The 23,406-nt window shown below is 65.9% G+C and carries 24 protein-coding genes; 8 read left to right on the top strand and 16 right to left on the bottom strand.

Annotated features, from left to right (window positions below; genetic code table 11):
* Positions 1-57: 57 nt before the first annotated feature.
* Entirely contained in the window at positions 58-1,743 is a 1,686-nt protein-coding gene (locus G6N47_RS10480) for a 3-ketosteroid-delta-1-dehydrogenase (RefSeq protein ID WP_083131020.1), read from the top strand.
* On the opposite strand, the gene G6N47_RS10475 is transcribed toward G6N47_RS10480, so the two are convergent.
* Positions 1,744-2,418: a PadR family transcriptional regulator gene (locus G6N47_RS10475; protein WP_083131021.1), complete on the bottom strand. Its 675-nt coding sequence runs from the start codon at positions 2,416-2,418 to the stop codon at positions 1,744-1,746. It abuts the gene before it with no gap.
* 100 nt (positions 2,419-2,518) lie between these two features.
* Between G6N47_RS10475 and G6N47_RS10470 the strand changes: the two genes are divergently transcribed.
* Positions 2,519-3,121: a PaaI family thioesterase gene (locus G6N47_RS10470; protein ID WP_083131022.1), complete on the top strand. Its 603-nt coding sequence runs from the start codon at positions 2,519-2,521 to the stop codon at positions 3,119-3,121.
* A 13-nt stretch (positions 3,122-3,134) separates the two neighbouring features.
* Here the strand turns inward: G6N47_RS10470 and G6N47_RS10465 are convergent, their stop codons facing one another.
* The gene (locus G6N47_RS10465; protein ID WP_083131023.1) at positions 3,135-4,409 is read right to left on the bottom strand and encodes an amidohydrolase family protein; all 1,275 of its coding nucleotides are present in this window, start codon (positions 4,407-4,409) and stop codon (positions 3,135-3,137) included.
* Between the two features lie 99 nt (positions 4,410-4,508).
* Between G6N47_RS10465 and G6N47_RS10460 the strand changes: the two genes are divergently transcribed.
* Positions 4,509-5,396: an NAD(P)-dependent oxidoreductase gene (locus G6N47_RS10460; RefSeq protein ID WP_083131024.1), complete on the top strand. Its 888-nt coding sequence runs from the start codon at positions 4,509-4,511 to the stop codon at positions 5,394-5,396.
* Here the strand turns inward: G6N47_RS10460 and G6N47_RS10455 are convergent.
* Positions 5,379-6,194 (bottom strand): SDR family oxidoreductase, encoded by an 816-nt coding sequence (locus G6N47_RS10455; protein WP_083131025.1) that lies wholly within the window; start codon positions 6,192-6,194, stop codon positions 5,379-5,381. The genes G6N47_RS10460 and G6N47_RS10455 overlap by 18 nt on opposite strands.
* 147 nt (positions 6,195-6,341) lie before the next feature.
* Here G6N47_RS10455 and G6N47_RS10450 point away from each other — a divergent pair, with 147 nt between their 5' ends.
* Positions 6,342-7,082 carry a sensor domain-containing protein gene (locus tag G6N47_RS10450; protein ID WP_083131026.1) on the top strand — a complete coding sequence of 247 codons (741 nt, stop codon included), beginning with the start codon at positions 6,342-6,344 and terminating at the stop codon, positions 7,080-7,082.
* 13 nt (positions 7,083-7,095) lie between these two features.
* Here G6N47_RS10450 and G6N47_RS10445 read toward each other — a convergent pair whose 3' ends face one another.
* A complete protein-coding gene (locus G6N47_RS10445) occupies positions 7,096-8,031 on the bottom strand; it encodes an enoyl-CoA hydratase (protein WP_083131027.1) in 936 nt (311 codons plus the stop codon).
* Positions 8,032-8,148: 117 nt separating this feature from the next.
* Between G6N47_RS10445 and G6N47_RS10440 the strand changes: the two genes are divergently transcribed.
* Genes G6N47_RS10440 through G6N47_RS10430 form a run of 3 tightly spaced genes read left to right on the top strand, consistent with a single transcriptional unit; the run spans position 8,149 to position 10,369 of the window.
* Positions 8,149-8,313 carry a hypothetical protein gene (locus G6N47_RS10440; RefSeq protein ID WP_163659610.1) on the top strand — a complete coding sequence of 55 codons (165 nt, stop codon included), beginning with the start codon at positions 8,149-8,151 and terminating at the stop codon, positions 8,311-8,313.
* Entirely contained in the window at positions 8,314-9,765 is a 1,452-nt protein-coding gene (locus G6N47_RS10435; RefSeq protein ID WP_083131028.1) for an alpha,alpha-trehalose-phosphate synthase (UDP-forming), read from the top strand.
* Between the two features lie 40 nt (positions 9,766-9,805).
* Positions 9,806-10,369: a hypothetical protein gene (locus G6N47_RS10430; protein ID WP_083131029.1), complete on the top strand. Its 564-nt coding sequence runs from the start codon at positions 9,806-9,808 to the stop codon at positions 10,367-10,369.
* 16 nt (positions 10,370-10,385) lie between these two features.
* On the opposite strand, the gene G6N47_RS10425 is transcribed toward G6N47_RS10430, so the two are convergent.
* From G6N47_RS10425 to G6N47_RS10370, 12 genes are all read right to left on the bottom strand, one after another.
* Entirely contained in the window at positions 10,386-10,868 is a 483-nt protein-coding gene (locus tag G6N47_RS10425) for a mammalian cell entry protein (RefSeq protein ID WP_083131030.1), read from the bottom strand.
* Positions 10,868-11,539, bottom strand: coding sequence for a mammalian cell entry protein (locus G6N47_RS10420; protein WP_083131031.1), 672 nt, complete (start codon positions 11,537-11,539; stop codon positions 10,868-10,870). Before G6N47_RS10420 ends, G6N47_RS10425 begins: the two co-directional genes overlap by 1 nt.
* Complete coding sequence (locus G6N47_RS10415) at positions 11,536-13,248, bottom strand: virulence factor Mce family protein (RefSeq protein ID WP_083131032.1); 1,713 nt, start codon at positions 13,246-13,248, stop codon at positions 11,536-11,538. The genes G6N47_RS10420 and G6N47_RS10415 overlap by 4 nt, the downstream gene beginning before the upstream one ends.
* Positions 13,248-14,408, bottom strand: coding sequence for an MCE family protein (locus G6N47_RS10410; RefSeq protein ID WP_083131033.1), 1,161 nt, complete (start codon positions 14,406-14,408; stop codon positions 13,248-13,250). Before G6N47_RS10410 ends, G6N47_RS10415 begins: the two co-directional genes overlap by 1 nt.
* Positions 14,405-15,793 carry a virulence factor Mce family protein gene (locus tag G6N47_RS10405; RefSeq protein ID WP_083131034.1) on the bottom strand — a complete coding sequence of 463 codons (1,389 nt, stop codon included), beginning with the start codon at positions 15,791-15,793 and terminating at the stop codon, positions 14,405-14,407. Before G6N47_RS10405 ends, G6N47_RS10410 begins: the two co-directional genes overlap by 4 nt.
* A complete protein-coding gene (locus G6N47_RS10400) occupies positions 15,790-16,851 on the bottom strand; it encodes an MCE family protein (protein WP_232080170.1) in 1,062 nt (353 codons plus the stop codon). The genes G6N47_RS10405 and G6N47_RS10400 overlap by 4 nt, the downstream gene beginning before the upstream one ends.
* Positions 16,841-17,890 (bottom strand): MCE family protein, encoded by a 1,050-nt coding sequence (locus tag G6N47_RS10395; protein ID WP_083131036.1) that lies wholly within the window; start codon positions 17,888-17,890, stop codon positions 16,841-16,843. The genes G6N47_RS10400 and G6N47_RS10395 overlap by 11 nt, the downstream gene beginning before the upstream one ends.
* The gene (locus G6N47_RS10390) at positions 17,890-19,092 is read right to left on the bottom strand and encodes an MCE family protein (protein ID WP_083131037.1); all 1,203 of its coding nucleotides are present in this window, start codon (positions 19,090-19,092) and stop codon (positions 17,890-17,892) included. The genes G6N47_RS10395 and G6N47_RS10390 overlap by 1 nt, the downstream gene beginning before the upstream one ends.
* An 8-nt stretch (positions 19,093-19,100) precedes the next feature.
* The gene (locus G6N47_RS10385) at positions 19,101-19,943 is read right to left on the bottom strand and encodes an MlaE family ABC transporter permease (RefSeq protein WP_083131038.1); all 843 of its coding nucleotides are present in this window, start codon (positions 19,941-19,943) and stop codon (positions 19,101-19,103) included.
* The gene (locus G6N47_RS10380) at positions 19,940-20,704 is read right to left on the bottom strand and encodes an MlaE family ABC transporter permease (RefSeq protein WP_083131039.1); all 765 of its coding nucleotides are present in this window, start codon (positions 20,702-20,704) and stop codon (positions 19,940-19,942) included. Before G6N47_RS10380 ends, G6N47_RS10385 begins: the two co-directional genes overlap by 4 nt.
* Before the next feature lie 262 nt (positions 20,705-20,966).
* Entirely contained in the window at positions 20,967-21,875 is a 909-nt protein-coding gene (locus G6N47_RS10375) for a 3-oxoacyl-ACP reductase (protein WP_083131040.1), read from the bottom strand.
* Between the two features lie 37 nt (positions 21,876-21,912).
* The gene (locus G6N47_RS10370) at positions 21,913-22,104 is read right to left on the bottom strand and encodes a ferredoxin (protein ID WP_045377263.1); all 192 of its coding nucleotides are present in this window, start codon (positions 22,102-22,104) and stop codon (positions 21,913-21,915) included.
* A 118-nt stretch (positions 22,105-22,222) separates the two neighbouring features.
* Here G6N47_RS10370 and G6N47_RS10365 point away from each other — a divergent pair, with 118 nt between their 5' ends.
* Positions 22,223-23,404: an acyl-CoA dehydrogenase family protein gene (locus G6N47_RS10365; RefSeq protein ID WP_083131041.1), complete on the top strand. Its 1,182-nt coding sequence runs from the start codon at positions 22,223-22,225 to the stop codon at positions 23,402-23,404.
* The last annotated feature ends 2 nt before the right edge of the window (positions 23,405-23,406 follow it).

Raw genomic sequence — 23,406 nt, 5'->3', positions numbered from 1 at the left:
TCCCGCTGGCAGGGAAACCAGGTCACGGCGCCCGTTTTGCGACCTAATGTCATTCCCGTGACGACTAGCATCCCCGCCGGCCTGCCGGTGCGAGACTTGACGGTCGACCTGTTGGTCGTCGGCTCGGGTACCGGGATGGCGGCCGCGCTGACCGCTCGCGAATGCGGATTGAACGTGTTGATCGTGGAGAAGTCGTGCTATGTCGGGGGTTCGACGGCCCGCTCGGGCGGCGCCTTGTGGTTTCCGGCCAGCCCGATCCTCGACGCGGGCGCTGACACCGTGGAACGTGCCGAGACCTATTTGCGGTCGGTGGTTGCGGGCACTGCACCGGCCGAGCGGTCCGCCGGGTTCCTACGGCACGTGACCCCGACCGTCGAAATGCTGCGGCGCACCACGCCGATGCGGTTCATGTGGGCCAAAGACTACTCGGACTACCACCCCGAGGCGCCCGGCGGAACCGCCGCCGGGCGCACCTGCGAGTGCCGGCCGTTGAACTCCGCGCTTCTCGGTGAGCATCGGGCCCGGCTGCGGCCCGGGGTATTGGAGGTCAAGATCCCGATGCCCACCACCGGTGCCGACTACCGGTGGATGAATCTGATGGCCCGGGTGCCACACAAGGGCATACCGACGATCGCCAAACGGCTCGGTCAAGGGGTCGGCGGACTGCTGCTTGGCCGGCGCTACGTCGCGGGCGGGCAGGCCCTGGCCGCCGGGCTATTCGCCGGTGTGCTCCGCGCGGGAGTCCCGATATGGACCGACACCGCGCTGCGTCGCTTGACGACGGAGGGCGCCCGGGTCACCGGCGCGGTGGTCGGGCACGACGGGCGTGAAGTTGCCGTCACCGCGCGGCGGGGCGTGGTGTTGGCCGCCGGCGGGTTCGACCACGCCATGTCCATGCGGTGGAAGTTTCAGTCCGAATCCCTCGGCGAGCATATGAGCCTAGGGGCGGAGTCCAACACCGGTGATGCCATCCGTATCGCGCAAGACCTGGGCGCCGCAACAGATCTCATGGACCAAGCATGGTGGTTCCCGGCTGTCGCGCCGCTACCGGGCGCGGCGCCAATGGTGATGCTGGCCGAGCGATCCCTGCCGGGTTCACTGATCGTCGATCAGCACGGCACCCGCTTCGCCAACGAGGCAACTGATTACATGTCGTTCGGGCAGCGGCTATTGGAACGGGAACGCTCGGGAAATCCGGTCGAGTCCATGTGGATCGTGTTCGACCAGCAGTACCGCAACAGTTATGTCTTTGCCGGCGAGCTGTTTCCACGCATGCCGATTCCGCGGTCGTGGTACGGCGCAGGTATCGCGCATCGCTGCGATAGCGTCGATGACCTCGCCGGGAAGATGGGGGTTCCCCAATCACAGTTCGTGGCCACGGTGCAGCGGTTCAATGAGATGGCACGAGCCGGATTGGACGCGGACTTCCACCGCGGCCACAGCGCCTACGACCGCTACTACGGCGATCCCACCATCACACCGAACCCCAATCTGCGCGCACTCGACCGTGGGCCCTTCTATGCGGTCAAGATGGTTCTCAGCGACCTCGGGACCTGCGGCGGTCTGCGCGCCGACGAGCGTGCTCGCGTGCTGCGCGAGGACGGCAGCGTCATCGACGGCCTGTATGCGATCGGCAACACCGCGGCCAACGCGTTCGGGGCCACCTATCCCGGCGCGGGCGCAACCATCGCCCAGGGATTGGTATACGGCTACATCGCCGCGCACGACGCGGCCGGCAGGTGATCAGTCCGGTTCGTCGGCATTGGCCCGCTTTTCGATCTCGTACCAGAATTCCGGTGGGGGCCAAGGAATTTTCGTTCGGCCGCCCTTGCCGGCCTGTGGGAACGTGGCTTGCGCCTCGTCGAGCTCTTTGATCATCTTCAGGGCAAGCTCTCGTTCGTTCGCGTAATACCGCTCGGCCCACTGCAACGCGACACGCGCGTATGCCCAGGACGGATCCGCGCCGGCCCACCGCGCGTCCTTGGCCGCCTTGCGGTGCATCTCGTCGGCATACGCCACGTGTTCCTGCAGCACCTCTTTCAGCCTTTCCGGGCTGGTGAGGTGTCCCATTGCCACCCGCAACAGCGGGCCATGCTTGAGCGTCGGCGGGTCGGCCGGTGCTTCGTTGGCCCACCTGGTCACCGCGTCCATCCCGTCTTGGGTGATCTTGTACAGCCGGCGATTGCGCGTGCCGCCCGTGTTCTCGACACGAGATGTCACCAAACCCAGCTGCTCCAACTTCTTGAGCTCCGAGTAGATCTGGCTGTAGGCCGGACTGCCGTAGTAGAAGCGCATGCTCCAGTCGATCCATTTTCGGATGTCATAGCCGGACAGCTCGTACTCGTAAGACAGCATGCCAAGCAACGCCCAGCTGGTTGCCGCAAGATTCGGCTTGCCCCGCGGCTCGCTGCCTTCCATTTACCCAGGTTAACAACTTGGTCGTGCTGCGGGCCGGTTGCTTACCGCTGGCCGGGAGGCGGCATTGCCGACGGGTGCGCCCGCCCCACACGCTGGTCCCGTGACATCACAACTCGTGCAGCTGGAGTCGATATACGGTCCGTTGACCGAATCCGTCCGACGCCTCGTCGACGCCACGATCCGAACCAAGGTCGACGCCACGACCCTGGCCGTAGTGAAGAAGCAAATCGACTGTGCCACTGAGGAATTGAGGGCAGCGCTGATGCCCGGCTCGTTCGGCATGGAGACCGCCGATGGCCAACCGATGGTGTGGGGCAACGTCGTGGTCGGGCTGCGCAACCCGGTCGCCCCTCCCCTGGTGATCCACCACGGAGCCGACGGCCTGGTGTGGGCGGACTTCGTTCTTGGCGCGGCCTACGAAGGTCCGCCCGGCCACGTGCATGGCGGAGTGTGCGCGATGGTCCTCGACCACGTCCTGGGCGCCACCGCGCACAAGCCGCGACGACCCGCCTATACCGGCACTCTTACGTTGCGCTACCTGCGGGGAACCCCGCTGGGCAAGCTGCGCGCAGAGGCGCGCATCGACCGAGTCGAGGGCGTCAAGACGTTCGCCGTCGGCCACCTTGCTGATGCACAGGGCGTAACCGTCGAGGCCGAGGGGGTCTTCATCCACCCGCGGGAAACGCCCGTGGTGAATCGCTAGCGACCAAGGATCGCTAGCCGCGTGCCGGTGCCAGGCGCTTGAGCGCCAGCCCGCCTTCGAACGGGCGATAGCCGAACGCCGCCGGGGCGTGGTAGCCGGTGTCCTCCAACGGAGTGCGCACCTCGTCGACCGTCGGCCCGATCTTGGCGGCCACCGGCGCCAGCGCATTGAGATCGAAGCGGTACAGCCGACCGGCGTTGCCGCCCAGGATCTTTCGGCACTCATCCTCAGGCCTGTCGTGCAGCGCCCAGCGAATAGCGAGCTTGGAGTGCGGCGCGAAGCCTTCCTCGTGGGGGTAGTCGCTGCCCCACATGATGTGGTCGGCCCCCATGAAATCGATCATCGCCGCGTCGAAGGGCATCAGCTCGCTGGCCAGATAGCAGTTGCGCTTGGCGTATTCGCTCGGGCTCAGGGTCAGCGCGTCGACCGAAGACCCGCCGAACATGCCATAGGTGCGGTTGTGGGCCTCGGACTTCATCGTGGGGACCATCGCGTCGAGCACGGCCAGTTGCCCCTGCACCCACAGCGTGCCCTGCTCGGTCGGCACGAACCGGAGCGTCGGATGCCGTTCGAATACCCCCGCGAGAATCAAGTGGCCGAGCGTGCGCTGAGCCCAGATCGCCATCTCCGTGATCAGCACCGCGTTGGATGCCGGCTGGTCCATCGGCATCTCGGGGCTACCGGCGCCCGCGTGCTGCACGACCGTCAAGTCCAGATCCGCGCATAGTGCCCAGATCGGTTCGTAGCGGGTGTGAAACAGCGGGGCGACCTGCGGGTCGCCGGGTGAAACCGGCGGGATGAGCACACCGCCGAAGCAGTCGTGCTCAGCGCCCCAGCGGATTTCCTCTAACGCCAACTCGACGTCGTTCGGGAAGATTTGAATCAGTCCGCGGCGCCGCGTCGGCGCCAGCGAACAGAAGTCGACCTGCCAGCGGTTGTGGGCCTGCACTCCGGCCCAACGCTTTTCGAACTCGTCACGAGTCCGGGGCAGGCTGATCGTGATGTTCGGTGTCGTCGGGAAGAACGGCGGCACGGTGTTGGGCAGCAACACCTCGCCAGCCACGCCGTCGGCGTCCATCTCGGAGAGCCGCAGCTCGTGGTCCCAGTTGCGGGCGGCGGTGGCGATGATCAAGTCGTCGAACGGGCTGACGTACGTCTTGGCCCACGCGTCGAACTCGTCGTGCAGCCGCGCCGGCAAGTACTGCTTGTAGTCGTAGAGATCGGCCCCGGCGTGAGTGTCCGTCGAGATGACGACGTACCGATCGATCGTGTCCCAGGTTGCAGCCATCGTGTCCTCCGCATAGGTCCAGTCACAACCTAGCCTTGCAGCTGTTCTCACGATCGCAAGACCGTCATCTCACTGAGCAGAACACGGCATGGTGGACTCATGGACATCGGATTTATCGGCCTGGGCAACATGGGCCGCGGCATGGCCGCCAACCTCGTCGAGGCGGGTCATCGCGTCACCGTCTACAACCGCTCTCCCGACAAGGCCGACGCGCTGCCCGAGCAGGGCGCAACGCGCGCGGACACCGTCTCCGACGCCTGCCGCGGCGAGGTTGTGATCACGATGCTGGCCGACGACGCCGCCGTCGACGACGTGGTGTTCGGCGAGCGCGGCGTGCTGGCCTCGCTGGCGTCCGGCGCTGTGCACGTCTCGTCGAGCACGATCAGCGTCGCACTGTCCCAGCGGCTGGCCGTCGCGCATGCCGACGCCGGGCAACAATACGTTGCCGCGCCCGTGTTCGGTCGGCCCGAAGCCGCTTCTGCCGCAAAGCTTTTCGTGGTAGCCGCCGGCGCGCCAGACGCGCTCGCGCGGTTGACACCGTTGTTCGACGCGATCGGTCAGCGGACCTTCGTGGTGTCCGAAAAGCCGGATGCCGCCAACCTGGTCAAGCTGTCGGGCAACTTCCTGATCGCGTCCGTGATCGAGTCGCTGGGCGAGGCCGTCGCGCTGGTCGGCAAGGCCGGGGTCGATCCGCTGCACTACGTCGACATCCTCACCTCGACGCTGTTCAGCGCCCCCGCCTACCAGACCTACGGGGGGCTGATCGCGCGCGGCGAATTCGAGCCGGCCGGGTTCGCCGCGACATTGGGCCTCAAGGACGTCCGGCTGGTGCTCGCCGCCGCCGAGGACATGCAGGTACCACTGCCGGTCGCCAGCCTGCTGCGTGACCGCTTCCTTGCGCTACTGGCCGACGGCCGCGGCCACCAGGATTGGTCGGCGATCGCCACCCTGGCAGGCCGGGATGCGGGCTCAGACCACTCCGCGTAGCCCGTCGGCGCCGAACACGGGCTCCAGCATCGCGGTGAAGTCCGGGCCGCGGCGCAGCATGTGGCCGCCGTCGACGTTGATGACCTGGCCGGTGACCCAGGAGGCGGCGTCGCTGAGCAGAAACATCGCCATGTTGGCGACGTCCTCCACCTCGCCGACCCGCGGTAGCGGCGTGCAGATCCGGTAGTCCTCGGACAGCTCGGGCGACTCGGTGATCGGCGCGACGAGGTCGGTGCGGATCAGCCCCGGCCGGATGCCGTTGACCCGTACCGACGACGGGCCCAGCTCGTCGGCGGCCAGTTTCATCAAGTGGTCGACAGCGGACTTGGTCACCCCGTAGGCGCCGAACCAGCGGTGGGTGTTGCTGGCCGCAATCGACGAGATCCCGACAAACGATCCGCCACCACCGCGAACCAGTTGTCGCGCAGCGTGTTTGAGCACGTACATGGTGCCGTTGACGTTGAGGTCGACAGTGCGGCGCCACGCGTCGGAGTCGACCTGGGTGATCGGGCCGATGGTCTCCGAGCCGCCCGCGCAATGCACCACCCCGTGCAGCCGGCCGTGCCAGGCCGCGGCGGCGTCGACAACCCGCGCGACCTGCTCCTCGTCGGTGATGTCGGCCGGCTCGGGCCGAACTTCGCCGCCGATCTCCTTGGCGGCCGTTTGCAAACGTTCGGCACCGCGGCCGACGATCACCACCGCCGCCCCTGCCGCGGCCAGGCCCGCGGCCACCGCCTTGCCGATTCCGCTGCCGCCGCCGGTGACCAGGTAGGTCCGGTTTTCGAACGAAAGCTGCACGCCGACTCCTCACGCCGAAACTGGAACAGGTTCTAGCCATCGAACCATGGCCGCCGGATTGGATATCGCTTCCCCGGGTCTGGTGTGCGCATTGCGCGCAAGGCGATATTGGGCCGAGGCGCGGGACTGTGCGTGAGGATCAGAGCCATGCCTGAACAGCTTCGTGCGCGTCACGTTGGGAACAGGCTGAACCATCTCGGCGTACTGGCGGCGTTGTTGCTGGCGATGCTGTGGGTGGCGAGTTGCACCGTCGTCGTCAACGGCGCAGCGCGTCCGGCGCCGGGCGTCCAACAGATACTCCTCGACAACGATGAGCTGACCACGTTGATCGGTCAGTCATTCCGGGCCGATCCCAACGCTCCGCGCCGCATCGGCGGCGACCACCTTTTGAGGGATATCTCGGTGATGTCTCCACTCGAGTGCGCCGGAGTCATCCACCAACTGTCCACCACCACCTACCAGAGATCCAAACCGCAGGACGTCGCGGAAGAGATGTGGTGGAATGCCGGCTCCTACCAACACGATCACCTCACGGTGGTTGGTGTGTTCGAGGCCGTGGCCGCGCTGCCGACCGCCCAGGCCGCCGACGCCGTCTTCGCGACCGCGGTCCGACAGTGGCAGGGTTGCAACCATAAGACGGTGGTAGACCCATCCGATCGTTATGAGATCAGCGACGTCCGGCTCACCAATTCGGTTCTGGCCGCCACCGTTGCTGCCGACATCGGGTTCAACGACATGATGCAAACAGCACGAGCCCTTGGTGTTCGCGCGAAATGCGTGGTCGAAGTCACCGTCCCGCTCTTCGACAAAAGCCGACGCAAGACCGCGGCCATCGACGTTGCGCACACGATGATGAACAAGGTCGGTGCGGTCAGCTCAGAATGTTGACGGAGCCGGCGAGTTAGGGTTCGTCGCGGCGGGCGATCTTCGACGGCTTGGCGGTGCGCCAGTCCTCGACGTCGGGCGGCAACCCGATCGGATACCGGTTCTCGTTACGCGCCGCCCAGTGCGCATGCCCGAGCTCGTGAACATGAAACGCGTGCCGCAGCGCCTCCGTGAAACCCATTGCGTCGGAGGCGGCGTTCACCGAGTCCTTGATCAGCAGCGCCGCCATCGTGGGTCGCTCCGCGATGCGCCGGGCGAACTCCAGTGTCTTGTCCTCGAGGTCAGCGGCGGGGAACACCTTGGACACCATCCCGAGCCGGTAAGCCTCGTCGGCGTCCAGCGAATCACCGGTCAGCAGAAGCTCTTTGGCTTTGCGCGGTCCGAATTCCCAAGGGTGCGCGTAGTATTCGACGCCCGGCATACCCATGCGGACACCGACCACGTCGGAAAACTTCGCGTTGTCAGCGGCGACAATCAGATCGCACGCCCAAATCAGCATCAAACCCGCGGAGATCGCGTTGCCCTGAACCTGGGCGATGGTGATCTTTCGCAGATCCCGCCAGCGGCACGTGTTCTGGAAATAGAAGTGCCACTCCTGCAGATAGGTCTTCTCGGCGATCGGGTCGCGGGTAGCGCCGTACCCGCGGAACGTCGGGTGTTGACCCGGCCCGGGCTTGCGCTCAGCCAGCGCGGCCTCCGACCCCAGGTCGTGGCCGGCGGAGAAGTTCTTGCCGCGCGCGGCCAGGATTACCACCCGCACGTCGTCGTCGGCCTCGGCACGCAGGAATGCCTCGTCGAGCTGAACCAGCAGGGTGCGGTTCTGGGCGTTATGCGCCTCGGGCCGGTTGAGCCAGACCCGGGCGATGCGGCCCTCGTCGAGCGTTTCATAGGTCACCAGCTCAGCGGAGTCTCCGTCGACCGCACTGGTGCCCACATCGTCGTGGACTGCCATTTCGCCACCTCACCTGGTTCGTTGGATGGTTACACATTACGGCCCGCGCGTAACGCGCCCGCCGCTGGCCCTGGCTGCAGATGCGACCCAAAACACACTTTCGCATACAGTTATGTCATGCCTTCTAAAACTGATCCTGCCGAAATCGGCGATGTGGAACCGTTGGCCGACAGCACTGCACGCCAGGCCAGGCGTGTTGTAGCGGCGTACGCGAACGATGCCGACGAATGCCGGGTTTTCCTGTCGATGCTGGGTATTGGACCGGCGAAAAACGAGGCGTAAATGGCTCCCCGGCCAGCCAAGAGCTCGGGGGATTCCGACTTTGTGGTGGTCGCCAACCGGCTGCCTATCGATATGGAGCGGCTGCCCGACGGCAGCACCACGTGGAAACGCAGCCCCGGCGGGCTGGTCACGGCATTAGAGCCGCTGCTGCGCCGCCAGCGCGGGGCGTGGGTGGGCTGGCCAGGCATCGTAGATGCCGACGAGGAGCCCATCGAGGCCGAGGACCTGCGGTTGCACCCGGTGCGGCTGTCTGCCGACGACGTCGCGCAGTACTACGAGGGGTTCTCCAACGCCACACTGTGGCCGCTGTACCACGACGTCATCGTCAAACCGCTCTACCACCGGGAGTGGTGGGAGCGCTACGTCGACGTCAACCGCCGCTTTGCCGAAGCCACCTCACGCGCGGCGGCCAAAGGCGCGACCGTCTGGGTGCAGGACTACCAGCTACAGCTTGTCCCCAAGATGCTGCGGGAGCTGCGGCCGGACCTGACCATCGGGTTCTTCCTGCACATTCCGTTTCCGCCGGTGGAGCTGTTCATGCAGATGCCGTGGCGCACCGAGATCGTGGAGGGATTGCTCGGCGCCGACCTGGTCGGCTTCCACCTGGCCGGCGGCGCGCAGAACTTCCTGATCCTGTCGCGACGGCTCGTCGGCGCCAGCACGTCCCGCGGATCCGTCGGCGTGCGGTCACGGTTCGGCGAGGTGCAGCTGGACTCCCGGACCGTTCGCGTGGGCGCCTTCCCGATCTCGATCGACTCGGGCGACCTCGACCACAAGGCCCGTGACCGCGGCATCCGGCGCCGGGCCCGCGAGATCCGCGCGGAGATCGGCAACCCGCGCAAGATCCTGCTCGGCGTCGACCGGCTCGACTACACCAAGGGCATCGACGTTCGGCTGAAGGCCTTTTCCGAGCTGCTCGCCGAGGGCCGCGTCAAAGGCGACGACGCAGTCCTCGTCCAGCTGGCGACCCCTAGCCGGGAACGGGTCGAGAGCTATCAGATCCTGCGCAACGACATCGAGCGCCAAGTCGGCCACATCAACGGCGAATACGGCGAGGTCGGCCACCCGGTGGTGCACTACCTGCACCGTCCAGTCCCTCGCGACGAGCTGATCGCGTTCTTCGTGGCCAGCGACGTCATGCTCGTCACCCCGCTTAGGGACGGGATGAACCTGGTGGCCAAGGAGTACGTCGCCTGCCGCAGCGACCTTGGCGGGGCGCTGGTGCTGTCCGAATTCACCGGCGCCGCAGCCGAACTCCGCCAGGCTTACCTGGTCAACCCGCACGACACAGAAGGCGTCAAGGACGCCATCGAGGCGGCGCTCAACCAGTCCGAGGAGGAGGGACGACGCCGGATGCGGGCCTTGCGACGGCAGGTGCTCGCCCACGACGTGGACCGATGGGCCCGGTCATTTCTCGACGCGCTCGCCGAAGCGCACCCGCAGAACAACTGAACCGATGATGTGCCCGAAGGGGCGCTGCAATAATCGACGGATGATCATCTCCCGCGGCCTGACTGCGGCCGCCGCCATGGCATTGGTGGCGGTGGGAACGGCGAGCCCCGCCAAGGCATTAGGCCCTCCACCAGACGGCCTCTACACCTTCAGCGAAGCGGGCGTGCCGCCGTCCACCTGGAAGATCTCGGCGTTGTGCGACGCTCCCTCTCGCCAACGCGCCATCCCGGACTTCACCGACCCGGTCATTGCGGCCGACCTGTGCGCACTCAACGTGGTAAGTACCACGGCGCGCGTCATCAGTCCCGCCGAGAAGCTGGCGAACTTCAGCGGCCGGGCCCGGCTGACCAGCGACCTGTGGACGTTTCAGGTGTCCAAGGCGAATGGCGTCTCGTGTCCAGACGGCAGCACCGCGACCTCCACGGACACCTATGCGTTCGACGATGTCACGCTGGCCGGCACGCACACCAGCATCCACGACGCGGTCTGTGGCCTGCAGCCCGGGATGACCAAGACCCCGTTCACGCTGGCGTTTCAGTCGCCGCTGCCGGTGCCGGTCGAGCGTTACCCGTTGGACTGCAACGAAATCGGACAGTGCCGCTAGACGAATGGCGAGCGCGCTAGATCGGCGTGATGTAGTTGATCAGCCACTTGCCACCAATGCGCTTGTACTCCACGCGTAATCGGCTGCCGTCGTAGACCGGCTGGCGTGATTTGTCGGTGACCGTGCGGTTCATATACACCATCACCGATGCCGAATTACGTTGAGCGGTCATCACTCCCACACCGACGACGTTGGCCTGCACAACCACCTCGCGCTTCTTGGCTTCGGGAATGATCTGCGCGGTGGCGCTCTTCTCGAACTCCTGCCGATAACCCGGGGTGAGCAGCGGATAGGCGTCGGTCAGGCTGCGCTCGACAGTTTGGTAGTCGTAGCCGAATACCTGCGGTATCTCCTTAGAGGCCAACTTCGGCAACACTGCGCGGGCCGACTGCTCGCCCCGCGTCTGCACCCGATCCCAATAGAACCACCCGCCGGCCGCGGCCAGCCCAACGAACGCGGCGGTCAGCAAGGTGACGACGGCGGCGATCAACCACCGCATCAATTGCCTCCCTCTGGATACTTCAGGTCGTAGCCGGTCATCCGGCCGTTCTCGTCCTCGTGCACGATGACCCGCATCCGGTAGGGCTGAGACGGCTTGTTGACACCGTCGATGTCGGTGACCGTGACCCGTGCCGACACCAGCACCGACGCATTGTCGGTGACATTGTCGATGCCCTCCAGTGCGGCGCCGTTGATGACCGCCTCCGATGTCGCGTTGGTGTGGCGGAACAGGGTTTTGATGTTTTCGACGTTGTTGTTGGAACTGAGCATGCCGCGCAACGGTCCGCTGGTGCCCTCGTAGAACCGGCTCACGCTCTCGTCGATGTTGTCCTGCGTGTAGCTGAACATGTTGACCACGGTTTGGGTGGCGGCGTCGACGAAGCGCTGGTCGCGGTCCCGCTCAGCGTCGGCGTGGCGCTGCTGGACAACCAGGACCCACAGTCCTGCGCCGAGTGCGCCGATGCCCACCAGCCCGGCTACCAGCGCGATCAGCCCGACAAGCCGGCGGTTGGCGGGCCGGCGTTGCGGCGGACCGAGCGGTGCGACTCGCCGCTTGAGCGGTTCGGCCGGCGCCTCGACGCGAACGGTGGCCGTGGCCGCATCGCCGCCGGCCGGTCCGGCCGCGCGCGAAGCCTTCCGGCGCGCACGCCGCGTCGCAGGTTCGCTCACAACTGCCTCGGATCGCGCATCAGGTCCACCCACGTCTCGGCGCTCGATGATCTGCCGGGCGCGAAGATACCAGTGCCACCTGCCGGGTCCTGAAAGGTTCCCGTGCTCTCGTCGTAGGTGGTGTAGGCCGCACCGCTGGCCTGCGGCACCGGCCCGGGCGGCGGACCCCACGGCTTCTCGGGCGGGGGAAACGGCGGCGGCGGTGAGAGCCCTTCCGGTGGTCCGGGTGGCGGAACCGCCTTCGGGAACGGAATCATCGGCGGCTGCGGCGGGTAGGGCGCCGGCGGTATCCATGCCTGTCGACCGTCGGTGCCGCCGGTGTTGGGCGGCGGTGGCGTCGGGAATGGCTGATTCGGTGCCGGTCCCGGTCCCGGCACCACCCCGGGCGGGGGCGGTCCCACGATGGGTGTGCCCGGATCCGGATCGGCACCCGGCGGAATGTACGGGAACTTGTTGGGCGGCAAGATGTTCAGCCCGTTCGTCACCGGGGTGCCGTACGGGATCGGCGGACCGCGCCACGGGTTGGTCCCGATCGGCACGTAACCGCGCGGGTCACGACACAACGCCACGGTCGGTGCCCGCTTACCCGGAAACTCCTGGCACGGGTAGTTCCGTGCGCCCCGCACCGTGGACGGGTCGTTCTGGGCGGTCTTGCAGTACATGTCCGTCGGGATCTCACGCACCGTCTCGTCGGCGGGCGTGCGGATCAGCGGCGGCGGAATGAAGCCGGTGTTGCACGGCGGTGGGTCGATGTTGATCTTGAAGTCGAGCTTGGCGCCCTCGTCCTGTGGCTCACCGCCCGCCGCGGTGGTGATCGCCGCGAAAAGCGCAGGCAAGACGACCAGCAGGTGCTCGAGCGACTTGTGGTAGATCACGCCGACCCGGCCGAGGTTGGCCAGACTGGCCGCCAGCATCGGGAACGAGGGCCGGATGCCGGAGAACGCCGTGTTGGCCTCGTCGGCGGCCGGTGGAACCACAGCCAGCAGCTGGCGAAGTTGCGGATCGGCTTGCCGCACTTCGGAAGTGAAGCGCGCCAACCCGTCGGACAGCGACTTGATGTCGTCACCGGCGCGAATCTGGGCCTGCAGGAACGGACCCACCTGATCGACCAACTGCGAAGTCTGGGGAAAGTAGGCGTTGGCCTCGTCCACGAGCAGCCGCGACGACTCGATCAGCCGGGCCAATTCCGGACCGGATCCGTTGAACGCCTTGAATGTTTCGTGCAGCAATTCGCGCAGCCGGGTGTCGGCCACACTGTTGACCAGGGTCTCGGATTGGCGCAGCAAGGTGGCGATGTCCAGTGGGATCCGGGTGTTGTCCCGCGCGATCCGCGATCCGTTGTGCAGCTTGGTCGCGGCCGGAGAATCCGGCGGCACGAGATCCACGTACTGCTCACCGATTGCCGACACGCTTTTCACGGTGGCCGTTACGTTCGACGGCACGGCAGTTCCGCTGTTCAGCCGCATGACCGCGTCGACGCCATTCGGGTTCAGCCCCACCGACTCCACCCGGCCGACGGCCACACCGCGGTACGTGACGTTGGCGTTCTTGTACAGACCACCGCCGGCGACGAAATCGGCGGTTACCTGGTAGGTGCCGACGCCAAGGGCGGCCGGCAACCGCAAGTAGAAAATCGCCATCACCGCAACGGTGATCACGGTGACCACGCCGAAGATGGTCAGTTGGGCTCGGGTCAGGCGATCCAGCATCAGTGCTTCCCCTCCGAGTACCCCGGCGGGATCTTGAACGGGTCTGCCGCCTGCCCTGACAGGTTGGCCATTTCCCCGACCAAAAAGTCCGGCGGGTTGAGGACGTCGTTCATGTGCAGCATGTTCGGGTCCAGCGGCCACGCGGTGGTGAAGAACGTTTCACCGAGCCGGCGCACGGTGAGGTCGAAGGTGGTGAACACATTGAGGTAGTCGCCGCGCACCGCCTGCTTGATGCCGAAGTTGGGGAACGGAAAGGTCAGCAGGAGCTGCAGCGACGTGACGAAATTCTTGCGGTTGTCGGCCAGTGCCTTGGTCGCCGAATATGCGCTCTTGAGGTCTTCGGCGAAATCCACCTTGGTTTCCGAGAGCACATGCGAGGCGACCGTCGCCACCTTCTTGAGGGCGGCGAACGCGTCGATGATGTGGTCCCGGTTCTTGTTGAGCACCAGCAGCGCCTCCGGCAACGAGTCGAGCGCTCGGCCCAGGCTGTCCTTGTTGTGCGCGAGGATCGCCGAGAATCGGTCCAATCCCTCGATGGCGGCGATGATCTCGTTGACTTGGTTGTTGAGCCCTGCGGTCAACTCGGCGAGCCTCGGCACAAGATCGACGAACTGGCTTTGCCGGCCGGCCACCGCCTTGTACGTCTCGTCGGTGATCTCTTGCAGCGCACCGAGATTGCCCTTGTTGACCACCACGCCCAGTGCCGAGAGGACCTCTTCGGTCGTGGGGTAGCGACTGGTGTGCGACTCCTGGATTCTCGAGCCGTCGCGCAGCCTCCCGACCGGCGGCTGGTTCTTCGGGGCAGCCAGCTCGATGTGTTGGGACCCAAGGAGCGACGTCTGTGCCACTTTGGCTGTCGAGTTCTCCGGCAACACCACGTTGCGGTCGAGCGCCAATTCCACTGCCGCAAAGAAACTTCCGTCGGGGCGCTGCATCGCGTCGATCCCCGACACGCTGCCGACGGTGACGTCGTCGACCATGACCGGCGAGTTCTGCGGCAATGTCGCCACGTCGGCCAAGTCGACGGTAATCGAGTAGGAGCCGACGCCATGGCCAGCGGTGCCGGGCAACGAGATGGAGTTCAGCCCGCCGAACTTACAACCGGCCAGCAGCATGCCGCTCGCTGCAATTGCCATGCCGCGCAACATAACTCGCTTCATCGGCCCGCTCCCTGCTCTGCGGGCAGCGGGCCGGGCGCTGGACCGACCGGTGCGGCAGCCGGCGCGGGCGCGGGTCCGGGTGCCGGGGCATTCGACGGCGCGGGCGGGACCAGCATGGCCTGCAGGTCGTCCGGGCTGGGCGGATGAACCCCTGGCGCCGGTATCCAGGTCAGCTCCGGGATCGGCGTCTGCGCCTTGGCCTGGGTGGCCGGGGTGTCGTAGATGATCTGGCCCTTGTACGCGGTGATCGAGTTGATCGGGTGGAACATGAACGGCGGATAGTTCGCGGTCAACCGGCGCAGTGGCGGGGCCAAACGCTCCCGGCAGATCTCGGCACGCTTGTAATAGTCGGGCGCCACCAGTCCGGCCGCGGTGTCGAAGGAACCGCCGCAGATGAATTGGACTGGGTTGGAGAAGTTGGGAATCGACAGCAGGCCGTTGAGCGTGCCCTGCGCCGGGTCGTAGATGTTGTAGAAGTTGCTGATCCCGGGACCTGCGACGTGCAGCACCTGCTCGATGTTCTCGCTTTGGTCACTCAAGGTCTTGGTCAAATCGCCCAGCTTGTTGACCGTTCCGATCAGCGTCGAATTGTTCTGGTGCAGAAAGTCTTTGACGTCACTCAGGGCCTGATTGAGTGTGCCGAGCGTCTGGTCGAGGTGCTCGGAGCTCTTGGCGAGCACCTGCGAAACCGAGGCCACGTGTCCGGCGAATGCCACGATCTGTTCGTTGCTCGACGACAGCGCGTTGACCAGCACCTGCAGGTTGCGGACCGTACCGAAGACATCGGTGCGCGAATCCCCCAGCCGACCGGCGGCTTGCGACAGCTCACGCAGTGCGGCGTGGAAGGAGTCACCGTTGCCGTTGAACGTGTCGGCCGCCTGATTGATCAGCTTGCCCAGCGGCCCCTGCATCTCTCCCGCGGCGGGACTCAGCTGATTGGCCAGATCCTTCAGCGCCTGTTTGACCTCGTCCCATTCCACCGGCACTGCGGTGCGGGACAGGTCGATGCTGGCCCCGTCGGGCAACGCCGCACCACCGGTATACGCAGGCGCAAGCTGAATGAACCGCGCCGCAACCAAATTGGGCGCCATGATGACCGCCCGCGCATCCTGTGGCACCTTCACGCTGCGGTCGACCGACATGGTGATCTTGACATCGGATGCGCGCGGTTCGATCGAGTCGATCTTGCCCACCGGCACCCCGACAATCCGAACCTGGTCGCCGGGATAGAGCCCGACAGCGGAGGTGAAATAGCCGACGATCTTGTGCCCCGTCCGTGCCGGCCAGACCAGGTAGGCGCCCGCCGCCATGAGGACCGCAAGTGCCACAGCCAGGGTCAACCGCAGTGCGCGACTGCGTTGTTGAAGAGCCGAAATCACGGTCATGGCGACTGCGGCCTAATCGTCCAGCGCTCCTGGATGAGGCCGCGCAGATAGTCCGCGAAACTGTCCGGGAGCTTGCCGGGCTGGAAGACGGCGTCGAACATGATCCCGACGATCGGCGCCGGCAACACGCCGTAGACGTTGACGTTGAACCCCGGTCCGGAGCCGACCACCTCACCCAGCGTGGTCGCGTACGCGGGCAGTCGTTTCAGTGCCTCGGTGATGTATTCGTGGCGCTCGTTGAGCAGGTCCAGCACCTGGTTGAGCTTGGAGAGCGCCGGCCCGAACTCTTTGCGGTTGTCGGCCACGAAACCGGAAAGCTGTTGGGAGACATCGCGAATCCCGGCGATCAGCTGACCCAGTGCGGCTCGGCGTGCGTCCAGCGCGGCGAACAACTGGTTACCGTCGAGAACCAGTTTGTTGACCTGCGCGGCGCGGTCGGCCAGCACCTCGGTGACCGACTTCGCGTGCGCCAGCAGGTTCCCCAGCGCCTCGTCACGGCGGTTGAGCGTGCGCGACAGCGACGTCACGCCGTCCAGCGCACCGCGCAACTGCGGAGTGGCGTCGCGCAGCGAGTCAGTGAGGACCTGTAGCGATTTCTCGAACTGAGCCTTGTCGAGATCGCCGGCGTTGCGGCCCAAGTCCTCCAGCGCCGAATTGAGCGCATACGGTGTCGTCGTCCGGCTCAACGGAATTGTGGTCGCCGTGCCGCTGCCGGCCGGGGTCACCGAAACCGCCCGCTGGCCGAGGATGGTGTCGGTGCGAATCGCCGCCAGCGATTGATTGCCGACCGCGATGTGGCGGTCGACGGTGAACGTCACCCTGGCGGTGTCGCCGGCCAGCCCAACCGACTTCACCTGGCCCACTTTGATACCCGACACGTAGACGTCGTTGCCCGGTGTGATGCCTCCGGCGTCGCTGAAGTATGCGGTGTACGGCCGGCCCTGCGGCCAAAACGGCAATCCTGTGTAGCCGAAGGCAACCAACACGATGCAGGTCACCAGGACCAGGCCGAAGATGCCGGTCCGCAGCGGGTCGCGAATGTCTGCCTTACTTGGCAAAAGCGCACCTCCCCTTGCTGGGATCGGGCTGACCGCCCATCGGGATCCGGATGTCGCTACCGGCTGGCCCATTGATCTTGATAGTCACCGTGCAGAAGTAGATGTTGAAGTACGCGCCGTAGGCACCGAGCGCTGACAGCCGCAAGTAGTCTTCGCCCAGTTGCTCGATGTCGTTGGCCACCTCAGCTTTTCGGTCGTCGAGCTCGGTGGCGATCGGCCGGGTGTTTTCGATGACGCCCTGCAGCGGCCGGCGCGCGGCCTTCAGCATTTCGGTCAGATCTGATTCCGCGGACGCCAGCGGCGGAATCGCGCCCGCCACCGCGTCGCGGCCCTGTGCCAGGCCGGTGATCAGTTGCTGCAGTTGATCGACGCTGGCCGAGAACTGCGCGCCCTTCTCGTCAACCGTGGTCAACACGGCGTTGAGGTTGTTGATCACATCGCCGATCACTTGGTCGCGCGCGCCCAGCGTCGAACCGAATGCGTTGGTGTTGGCTAGCAGGTCCGACAGCGCTCCGCCCTGCCCCTGCAGCAATTGGATGACGTAGCTGCTGACGGTGTTGACCTTGTCGGCATCGAGGCCCTTGAGCACCGGGCGCAAGCCGCCCAGCAGTGCGTCGAGGTCGAGTGCCGGCTGGGTGTGGTGCTGATCGATGGTGGCGCCCGGTGGCAACTTGCGCAATTCGCCGGGGCCCGAGGTGATTTCCAGGAACCGGTCGCCGACCAGGTTGTCGTAGCGGATCACCGCCCGCGTCGAGGAGTACAGCGTGTAGCGCTTGTCCACCGTGAACGCCACGTCGACGGTGTTGTCCTTGTTGAGCTTGACGTCGCGCACCGCACCGACCGGCACCCCGGCGATGCGAACCTTCTGCCCGCCTTTCAACCGCGTCGCGTCGGAGAAGTTGGCGTGGTACAGGTTCGACGGGCCGAACCGGAACTCGCCGAAAATCACCACCAGGCCGACGGCGACCAGCAGCATGGTCGCGGTGAAGATGCCGACCTTGATCATCATCGAGCGGTGCGACTCGTGAGGCGCGGTCATCAGAAATCGTCCCGTTCTGCGAACGCGCCGTGGAACAGGAACTGCAGCGTCGACGGCGCATCCACCTGCATTTCGGTGAACGGCTCGTACGGGATGTACGCGTTGTCGGTGACCAGGAACGGCGAGCGGAACCAGGAGCCGCCGGTCTGCTTGGTCGGGATGTCCGGCAGCCCACGGCAATTCGGGCCGCCGGAGGCGTTGACGATCGGCAGGCTCTCCGGATACGTGTACGACGGCGCGCCCAAGATGAAGCTGGACGAGGTGAACAGACCCGCTTTGCGCACACCGAGCAGCGGCGCGAACTCTTCGATGCCGCGTTCGATACCGGCGAATAGGCAACCGAATTCCGGCGAGTAATCGCCGGAGACCTTGAGCGGAGCGCGCAGCCGCTTGATCGCGTCGATGTAGTCCTGCTCGGCGGGGGCCAGTGTGTCATAGGCGTTGTTGGCCAACCCGATCGTCGCCAGCAGGGTGTCGTTGAGGTCGCCCTGTCGCTCGACGACGGTCTTGGCGATGGTCGGCGTGTTGTTGAACACGGTGACCAGGTCGGGGGCGGCGTCGGCGTAGATGTTGGCCACCGCGGCGGTCCTGGCGAAGTCCTGCTGCAACGTCGGCAGTTTCGGATTCAGTTGCCGCGTCAGGGTATTCAGGCCGGACAGCAGGTCGCCCAGGTCGTCGCCGTGGCCGCGCAGACCCTCGGCGACGGCGCTGAGCGTCGCGTTCAGGTCGACCGGATCGATCTTGTGCAGCAGCTCGATCAGCGACTGGAACAACGTGTTGACTTCCAGCGAGACCGCCGAGGCCTGTACGTGCGCGCCCGGCCGCAGCGAGGCCTTCGAAGGCGACTGCGGCGGAATGAATTCCACCGACTTGGCGCCGAAGATCGTGTTGCTGGCGATGTGGACGGTGGCGTTGGACGGGATGTAGCGCAATTCGCCGCTGTTGATGGCGAGCTCGAGCTGGGCCTGGTCCCCGGCGTACCTGACGTTCTTGACCTTGCCGATCTGGATGCCCCGGTACTTCACTTTGTTGTCGCGGTCCATCACCAAACCGGCCCGCGGCGCGGTCACGGTGACGGCGTCGGTCGAGGTAAACGCCGCGTTGTAGGACAGATACGTCAACAGGACAAAGCCCAACAACAGAGAGGCCAGCAGCGCCGCTGCCAGCCTGACATGAGTACGTCTTGCCCCTGTGCTTGACATCGTTCCCTTTATCCGGAGAGGTTGAAATTACCGGACGCGCCGTATACGGCCAGCGAGATGAACAAAGTAATGACGACGACGACGATCAGCGACGTACGCACCGCCTGGCCCACAGCCAGGCCGACGCCGACCGGGCCGCCAGAAGCGTTGTAGCCGTAGTAGGTATGGACCAGCATGACCGCGATCGACATCACGATCGCCTGCAGGAACGACCACAGCAGATCGCTCGGGTTGAGGAACGTATTGAAGTAGTGGTCGTATAGGCCGGCCGACTGGCCGTTGATGAACACCGTGGTGAACCGGGCGGCGAAGAACGAGGCCAGCACCGCCAGTGAGTACAGCGGGACAATCGCGATCAGCCCGGCGATCAATCGGGTGGACACGAGGTAGGACACCGAGTGCACGGCCATCGACTCGATGGCGTCGATTTCTTCGGCGACCCGCATTGCGCCCAATTGCGCAGTGGTGCCGGCGCCGATCGTCGCGGCCAGCGCGATGCCCGCTACGACGGGAGCGACGATGCGGACGTTGAGGAACGCCGACAGGAACCCGGTCAACGCCTCGATGCCGATGTTGCCCAGCGACTCGTAGCCCTGCACAGCGATGACGCCGCCGGAGGCCAGCGTCAAAAACGCTGCGACGCCGACCGTCCCGCCGATCAGTACGAGCGCGCCGGTTCCCAGCGTCATCTCGGCGATCAGCCGGATGGTCTCCCTGCGATAACGGCCGAACGCGTTCGGGATGTAGCGCATCGATTCGCCGTAGAACAGCGCCTGCTCGCCGAAAGTGTCGACCGGCCCGGCGAACCGGGACATGAAGCGGCGGAACCGCAGGGTGGCGTCGTAACTCATCGGGCCAGCACCCGCACCCCGATCGCCGTCATGATCACGTTGATCACGAACAGGCAAATGAACGCGTACACCACGGTCTCGTTGACGGCGACGCCGACGCCCTTCGGTCCGCCCTTTACTGTCAGGCCTCGATAACAGCCGACCAAGCCCGCGACGACACCGAACAACAACGCCTTCACCTCGGAGAGCACCAGCTCACCGAGGTGGGTCAGAACCGTCAGGCCGTTGACGAACGCGCCCGGGTTCACGCCCTGCAATAGAACAGAGAAGACGTAGCCGCCGGCGATGCCGATCGCAGACACCAGACCGTTCAGTAACAGCGCGACGAACGTCGAGGCCAGCACGCGGGGCACCACCAGCCGATGGATCGGGTCGATCCCCAGTACCCGCATCGCGTCGATTTCCTCGCGGATGGTGCGGGCGCCCAGGTCGGCGCAAATCGCGGTGGCACCGGCCCCGGCTACCACCAGCACGGTGACGACGGGGCCGAGCTGGGTGATGGTCCCAAAGGCGGTGCCCGCCCCGGACAGGTCGGCGGCGCCGAGTTCGCGCAGCAGGATGTTGAGCGTGAAGGCCACCAAGACGGTGAACGGGATGGCGACCAGCAGCGTCGGGATCAGCGAGACGCTGGCGATCATCCAGGTCTGGTCGAGGAACTCGCGGAACTGGAATGGCCGCCGGAAGATCGCGCGGAATGTCTCCAGCGACATCTCGACGAACCCGCCCACGGCCCGGGCCGGAACCGCGAGCTGTTCGATCAACCTTGGGTCCCTTCTCGGGTGGGGGCGTCTGCAACCTTGGCGAAGCCTATGCGTCCCCTACGCGCGCCGGTGTGTCTCCCCTATCGTCGGACGCTGCTCCGCGTGAGCCGGATCATAGTAACTAGAACAAGTTCGCAGTGTCAAAGAACTGCAAAATTAGACAAAAGTTAGTAGTTTGTCGAGGTCAGAAGCTATGTGACGCAAATCATCCTGTAACGTGTTCTAGCCCGTCGGCGCAGACACAGCTCGTCTCACACACCCCTCACGACTCCATCAGGCCTGTCGCCGCGAAGGTGCGTTCGGGGTCGCGCCCAGCAAAGTACTCCTGCAGCGTCGCACTGAGCTGCCCGGGCTCCCAGGCCGGCGCTTCCGTCGCAAACTGTTGCTCCACCGTCGGCGCCGCCACCAGCGTCACCCGAGGTCCGTAGACGATGAACAGCTGACCGTTGACCGCCTCGGCCGCCGGCGAAGCAAGGAACCGGACCAGGGTCACCACGTGCTCGGGCGAAAGCGGATCGATCTCGCCGGTCGCGGGCGCCTCGCCGAACACGTCGGCGGTCATCGCGGTGCGGGCCCGCGGGCAGATCGCGTTCGCGCAGACCCCGTAGCGGCCCAGCGCCCGCGCGGCGGACAGGGTCAGCGCGGTGATGCCGGCCTTGGCGGCGCCGTAGTTGGCCTGCCCGACGGGACCGACCAGCCCGGCCTCCGACGAGGTGTTGACGAGCCGGCCGTACACCGAACCGCCCGAGTCCTTGGCCTTTTGGCGCCAATAGGTGGCCGCATTGCGGGTGAGCAGGAAGTGGCCGCGCAGGTGCACGGCGATCACGGCGTCCCACTCCTCGTCGGACATGTTGAACAGCATCCGGTCGCGGGTGATCCCGGCGTTGTTGATCACGATGCTCAGCCCGCCCAGCCCGTCGGCGGTGTTGACCAGCTCGTCGGCGGTCGCGCGCTGGCTGATGTCGCCGGCTACCGCGACGGCTTTGGAGCCGGCCGCGGTGATCTCGTCGATCACGTCGGAGGCGTCGAGCGCGCCGGCGATGTCGTTGACGACGACGGTGGCGCCGGCACGGGCTAAGCCGATCGCCTCGGCGCGGCCCAGCCCTGCGGCCGCGCCGGTGACCACCGCGACCTTCCCGGATAGGTCGGTCGCGTTCGTGCTGCTAGTCAATTTATGAATACCTCTAGTCTCGGGCGGCGACCCGCCGCTAGTCTTCGCGCTTCAGCGCCGCGCGCGGGCATTCGGCGATCGCCTGCTCGGCCAGCGCCTCCCGGTCGGCGGGAATCGGGTCCGTCTTCACGACGGCGTAGTCCTCGTCGTCGAGCTCGAAAATATCCGGCGCGATTCCCATGCACACCGCGTTTCCCTCACATCGATCGCGGTCGACTATCACTCGCACGAGGTTCCTCCTTGCGTTTCCGGCTGCCGTGTCCCCACGATACGACGACGGCTCGCTGGACCCTCAGACTAGAACGTGTTACAACCAGGAAGGTAACCGCATCGCGAAGGGACGGCCAATGCGGATCAGTTATACCCCGGAGCAGGAGGAACTGCGCCGCGAGCTGCGGTCGTACTTCGCCAAGCTGATCACCCCGGAGCGTCGCGAGGCGCTGAGCTCGACGTCGGGTGAGTACGGCACCGGCAACGTCTACCGCGAGACCGTCGCGCAGATGGGCCGCGACGGCTGGCTTGCACTGGGCTGGCCGAAGGAGTACGGCGGGCAGGCCCGCTCGGCCATGGACCAGCTGATCTTCACCGACGAGGCGGCGATCGCCGGGGCGCCGGTGCCGTTCCTGACGATCAACAGCGTCGCGCCGACGATCATGGCCTTCGGCAGCGAGGAGCAGAAGAAGTTCTTCCTGCCGCGTATTGCCGCGGGCGAGCTGCACTTCTCCATCGGCTACTCCGAGCCCGGTGCCGGAACCGACCTGGCTAACCTGCGCACCACCGCGGTGCGCGACGGCGACGACTACATCGTCAACGGCCAGAAGATGTGGACTTCCCTGATCCAGTACGCCGACTATGTGTGGCTGGCAGTGCGCACCAACGCCGAAGCCAAGAAGCATCGCGGCATTTCGGTACTGATCGTGCCGACCACCGCCGAGGGCTTTTCCTGGACGCCGGTGCACACCATGGCCGGCCCGGACACCAGCGCCACCTATTACTCCGATGTCCGCGTCCCCGTAGCCAACCTGGTCGGTGAGGAGAACGGCGGCTGGAAGCTGGTCACCAACCAGCTCAACCACGAGCGCGTCGCGCTGGTGTCCGCGCAGCCGATCATCGTGGCGCTCAACCAGGTTCGCGAATGGGCGCAGAACACTAAGGACGCCTCGGGCGCCCGGCTGATCGACTCCGAATGGGTGCAACTCAACCTCGCCCGGGTACACGCCAAGGTCGAGGTGCTCAAGCTGATCAACTGGGAGCTGGCATCGGCTGCCGACAGTGCGCCCTCTCCCGCCGACGCATCGGCGGCCAAAGTGTTCGGCACCGAGTTGGCCACCGAGGCCTACCGGCTGCTGATGGAGGTGCTGGGGTCGGGGGCCACCGTCCGCCAGGATTCGTTCGGCGCGCTGCTGCGGGGGCGGGTCGAGCGGATGCACCGCGCGTGTCTGATCCTGACCTTCGGCGGCGGCACCAACGAAGTGCAGCGCGACATTATCGGCATGGTCGCGCTGGGCCTGCCCCGAGCCAACCGGTAAAG

The organism is Mycobacterium branderi (assembly GCF_010728725.1).
In the GTDB taxonomy this organism is placed as follows: Bacteria; Actinomycetota; Actinomycetes; order Mycobacteriales; family Mycobacteriaceae; genus Mycobacterium; species Mycobacterium branderi.
The sequence above is the reverse complement of the archived record's forward strand: the minus strand, read 5'-3'. Positions and strand labels throughout refer to the sequence as shown.

What these genes read in the sequence shown, in the direction of transcription:
- G6N47_RS10475 (WP_083131021.1), bottom strand. Translation starts at nt 2,418, where the DNA reads ATGGAAGGCAGCGAGCCGCGGGGCAAGCCGAATCTTGCGGCAACCAGC.
- G6N47_RS10465 (WP_083131023.1), bottom strand. Translation starts at nt 4,409, where the DNA reads ATGGCTGCAACCTGGGACACGATCGATCGGTACGTCGTCATCTCGACG.
- G6N47_RS10460 (WP_083131024.1), top strand. Translation starts at nt 4,509, where the DNA reads ATGGACATCGGATTTATCGGCCTGGGCAACATGGGCCGCGGCATGGCC.
- G6N47_RS10450 (WP_083131026.1), top strand. Translation starts at nt 6,342, where the DNA reads ATGCCTGAACAGCTTCGTGCGCGTCACGTTGGGAACAGGCTGAACCAT.
- G6N47_RS10445 (WP_083131027.1), bottom strand. Translation starts at nt 8,031, where the DNA reads ATGGCAGTCCACGACGATGTGGGCACCAGTGCGGTCGACGGAGACTCC.
- G6N47_RS10440 (WP_163659610.1), top strand. Translation starts at nt 8,149, where the DNA reads ATGCCTTCTAAAACTGATCCTGCCGAAATCGGCGATGTGGAACCGTTG.
- G6N47_RS10435 (WP_083131028.1), top strand. Translation starts at nt 8,314, where the DNA reads ATGGCTCCCCGGCCAGCCAAGAGCTCGGGGGATTCCGACTTTGTGGTG.
- G6N47_RS10430 (WP_083131029.1), top strand. Translation starts at nt 9,806, where the DNA reads ATGATCATCTCCCGCGGCCTGACTGCGGCCGCCGCCATGGCATTGGTG.
- G6N47_RS10425 (WP_083131030.1), bottom strand. Translation starts at nt 10,868, where the DNA reads ATGCGGTGGTTGATCGCCGCCGTCGTCACCTTGCTGACCGCCGCGTTC.
- G6N47_RS10415 (WP_083131032.1), bottom strand. Translation starts at nt 13,248, where the DNA reads ATGCTGGATCGCCTGACCCGAGCCCAACTGACCATCTTCGGCGTGGTC.
- G6N47_RS10410 (WP_083131033.1), bottom strand. Translation starts at nt 14,408, where the DNA reads ATGAAGCGAGTTATGTTGCGCGGCATGGCAATTGCAGCGAGCGGCATG.
- G6N47_RS10405 (WP_083131034.1), bottom strand. Translation starts at nt 15,793, where the DNA reads ATGACCGTGATTTCGGCTCTTCAACAACGCAGTCGCGCACTGCGGTTG.
- G6N47_RS10395 (WP_083131036.1), bottom strand. Translation starts at nt 17,890, where the DNA reads ATGACCGCGCCTCACGAGTCGCACCGCTCGATGATGATCAAGGTCGGC.
- G6N47_RS10390 (WP_083131037.1), bottom strand. Translation starts at nt 19,092, where the DNA reads ATGTCAAGCACAGGGGCAAGACGTACTCATGTCAGGCTGGCAGCGGCG.
- G6N47_RS10385 (WP_083131038.1), bottom strand. Translation starts at nt 19,943, where the DNA reads ATGAGTTACGACGCCACCCTGCGGTTCCGCCGCTTCATGTCCCGGTTC.
- G6N47_RS10365 (WP_083131041.1), top strand. Translation starts at nt 22,223, where the DNA reads ATGCGGATCAGTTATACCCCGGAGCAGGAGGAACTGCGCCGCGAGCTG.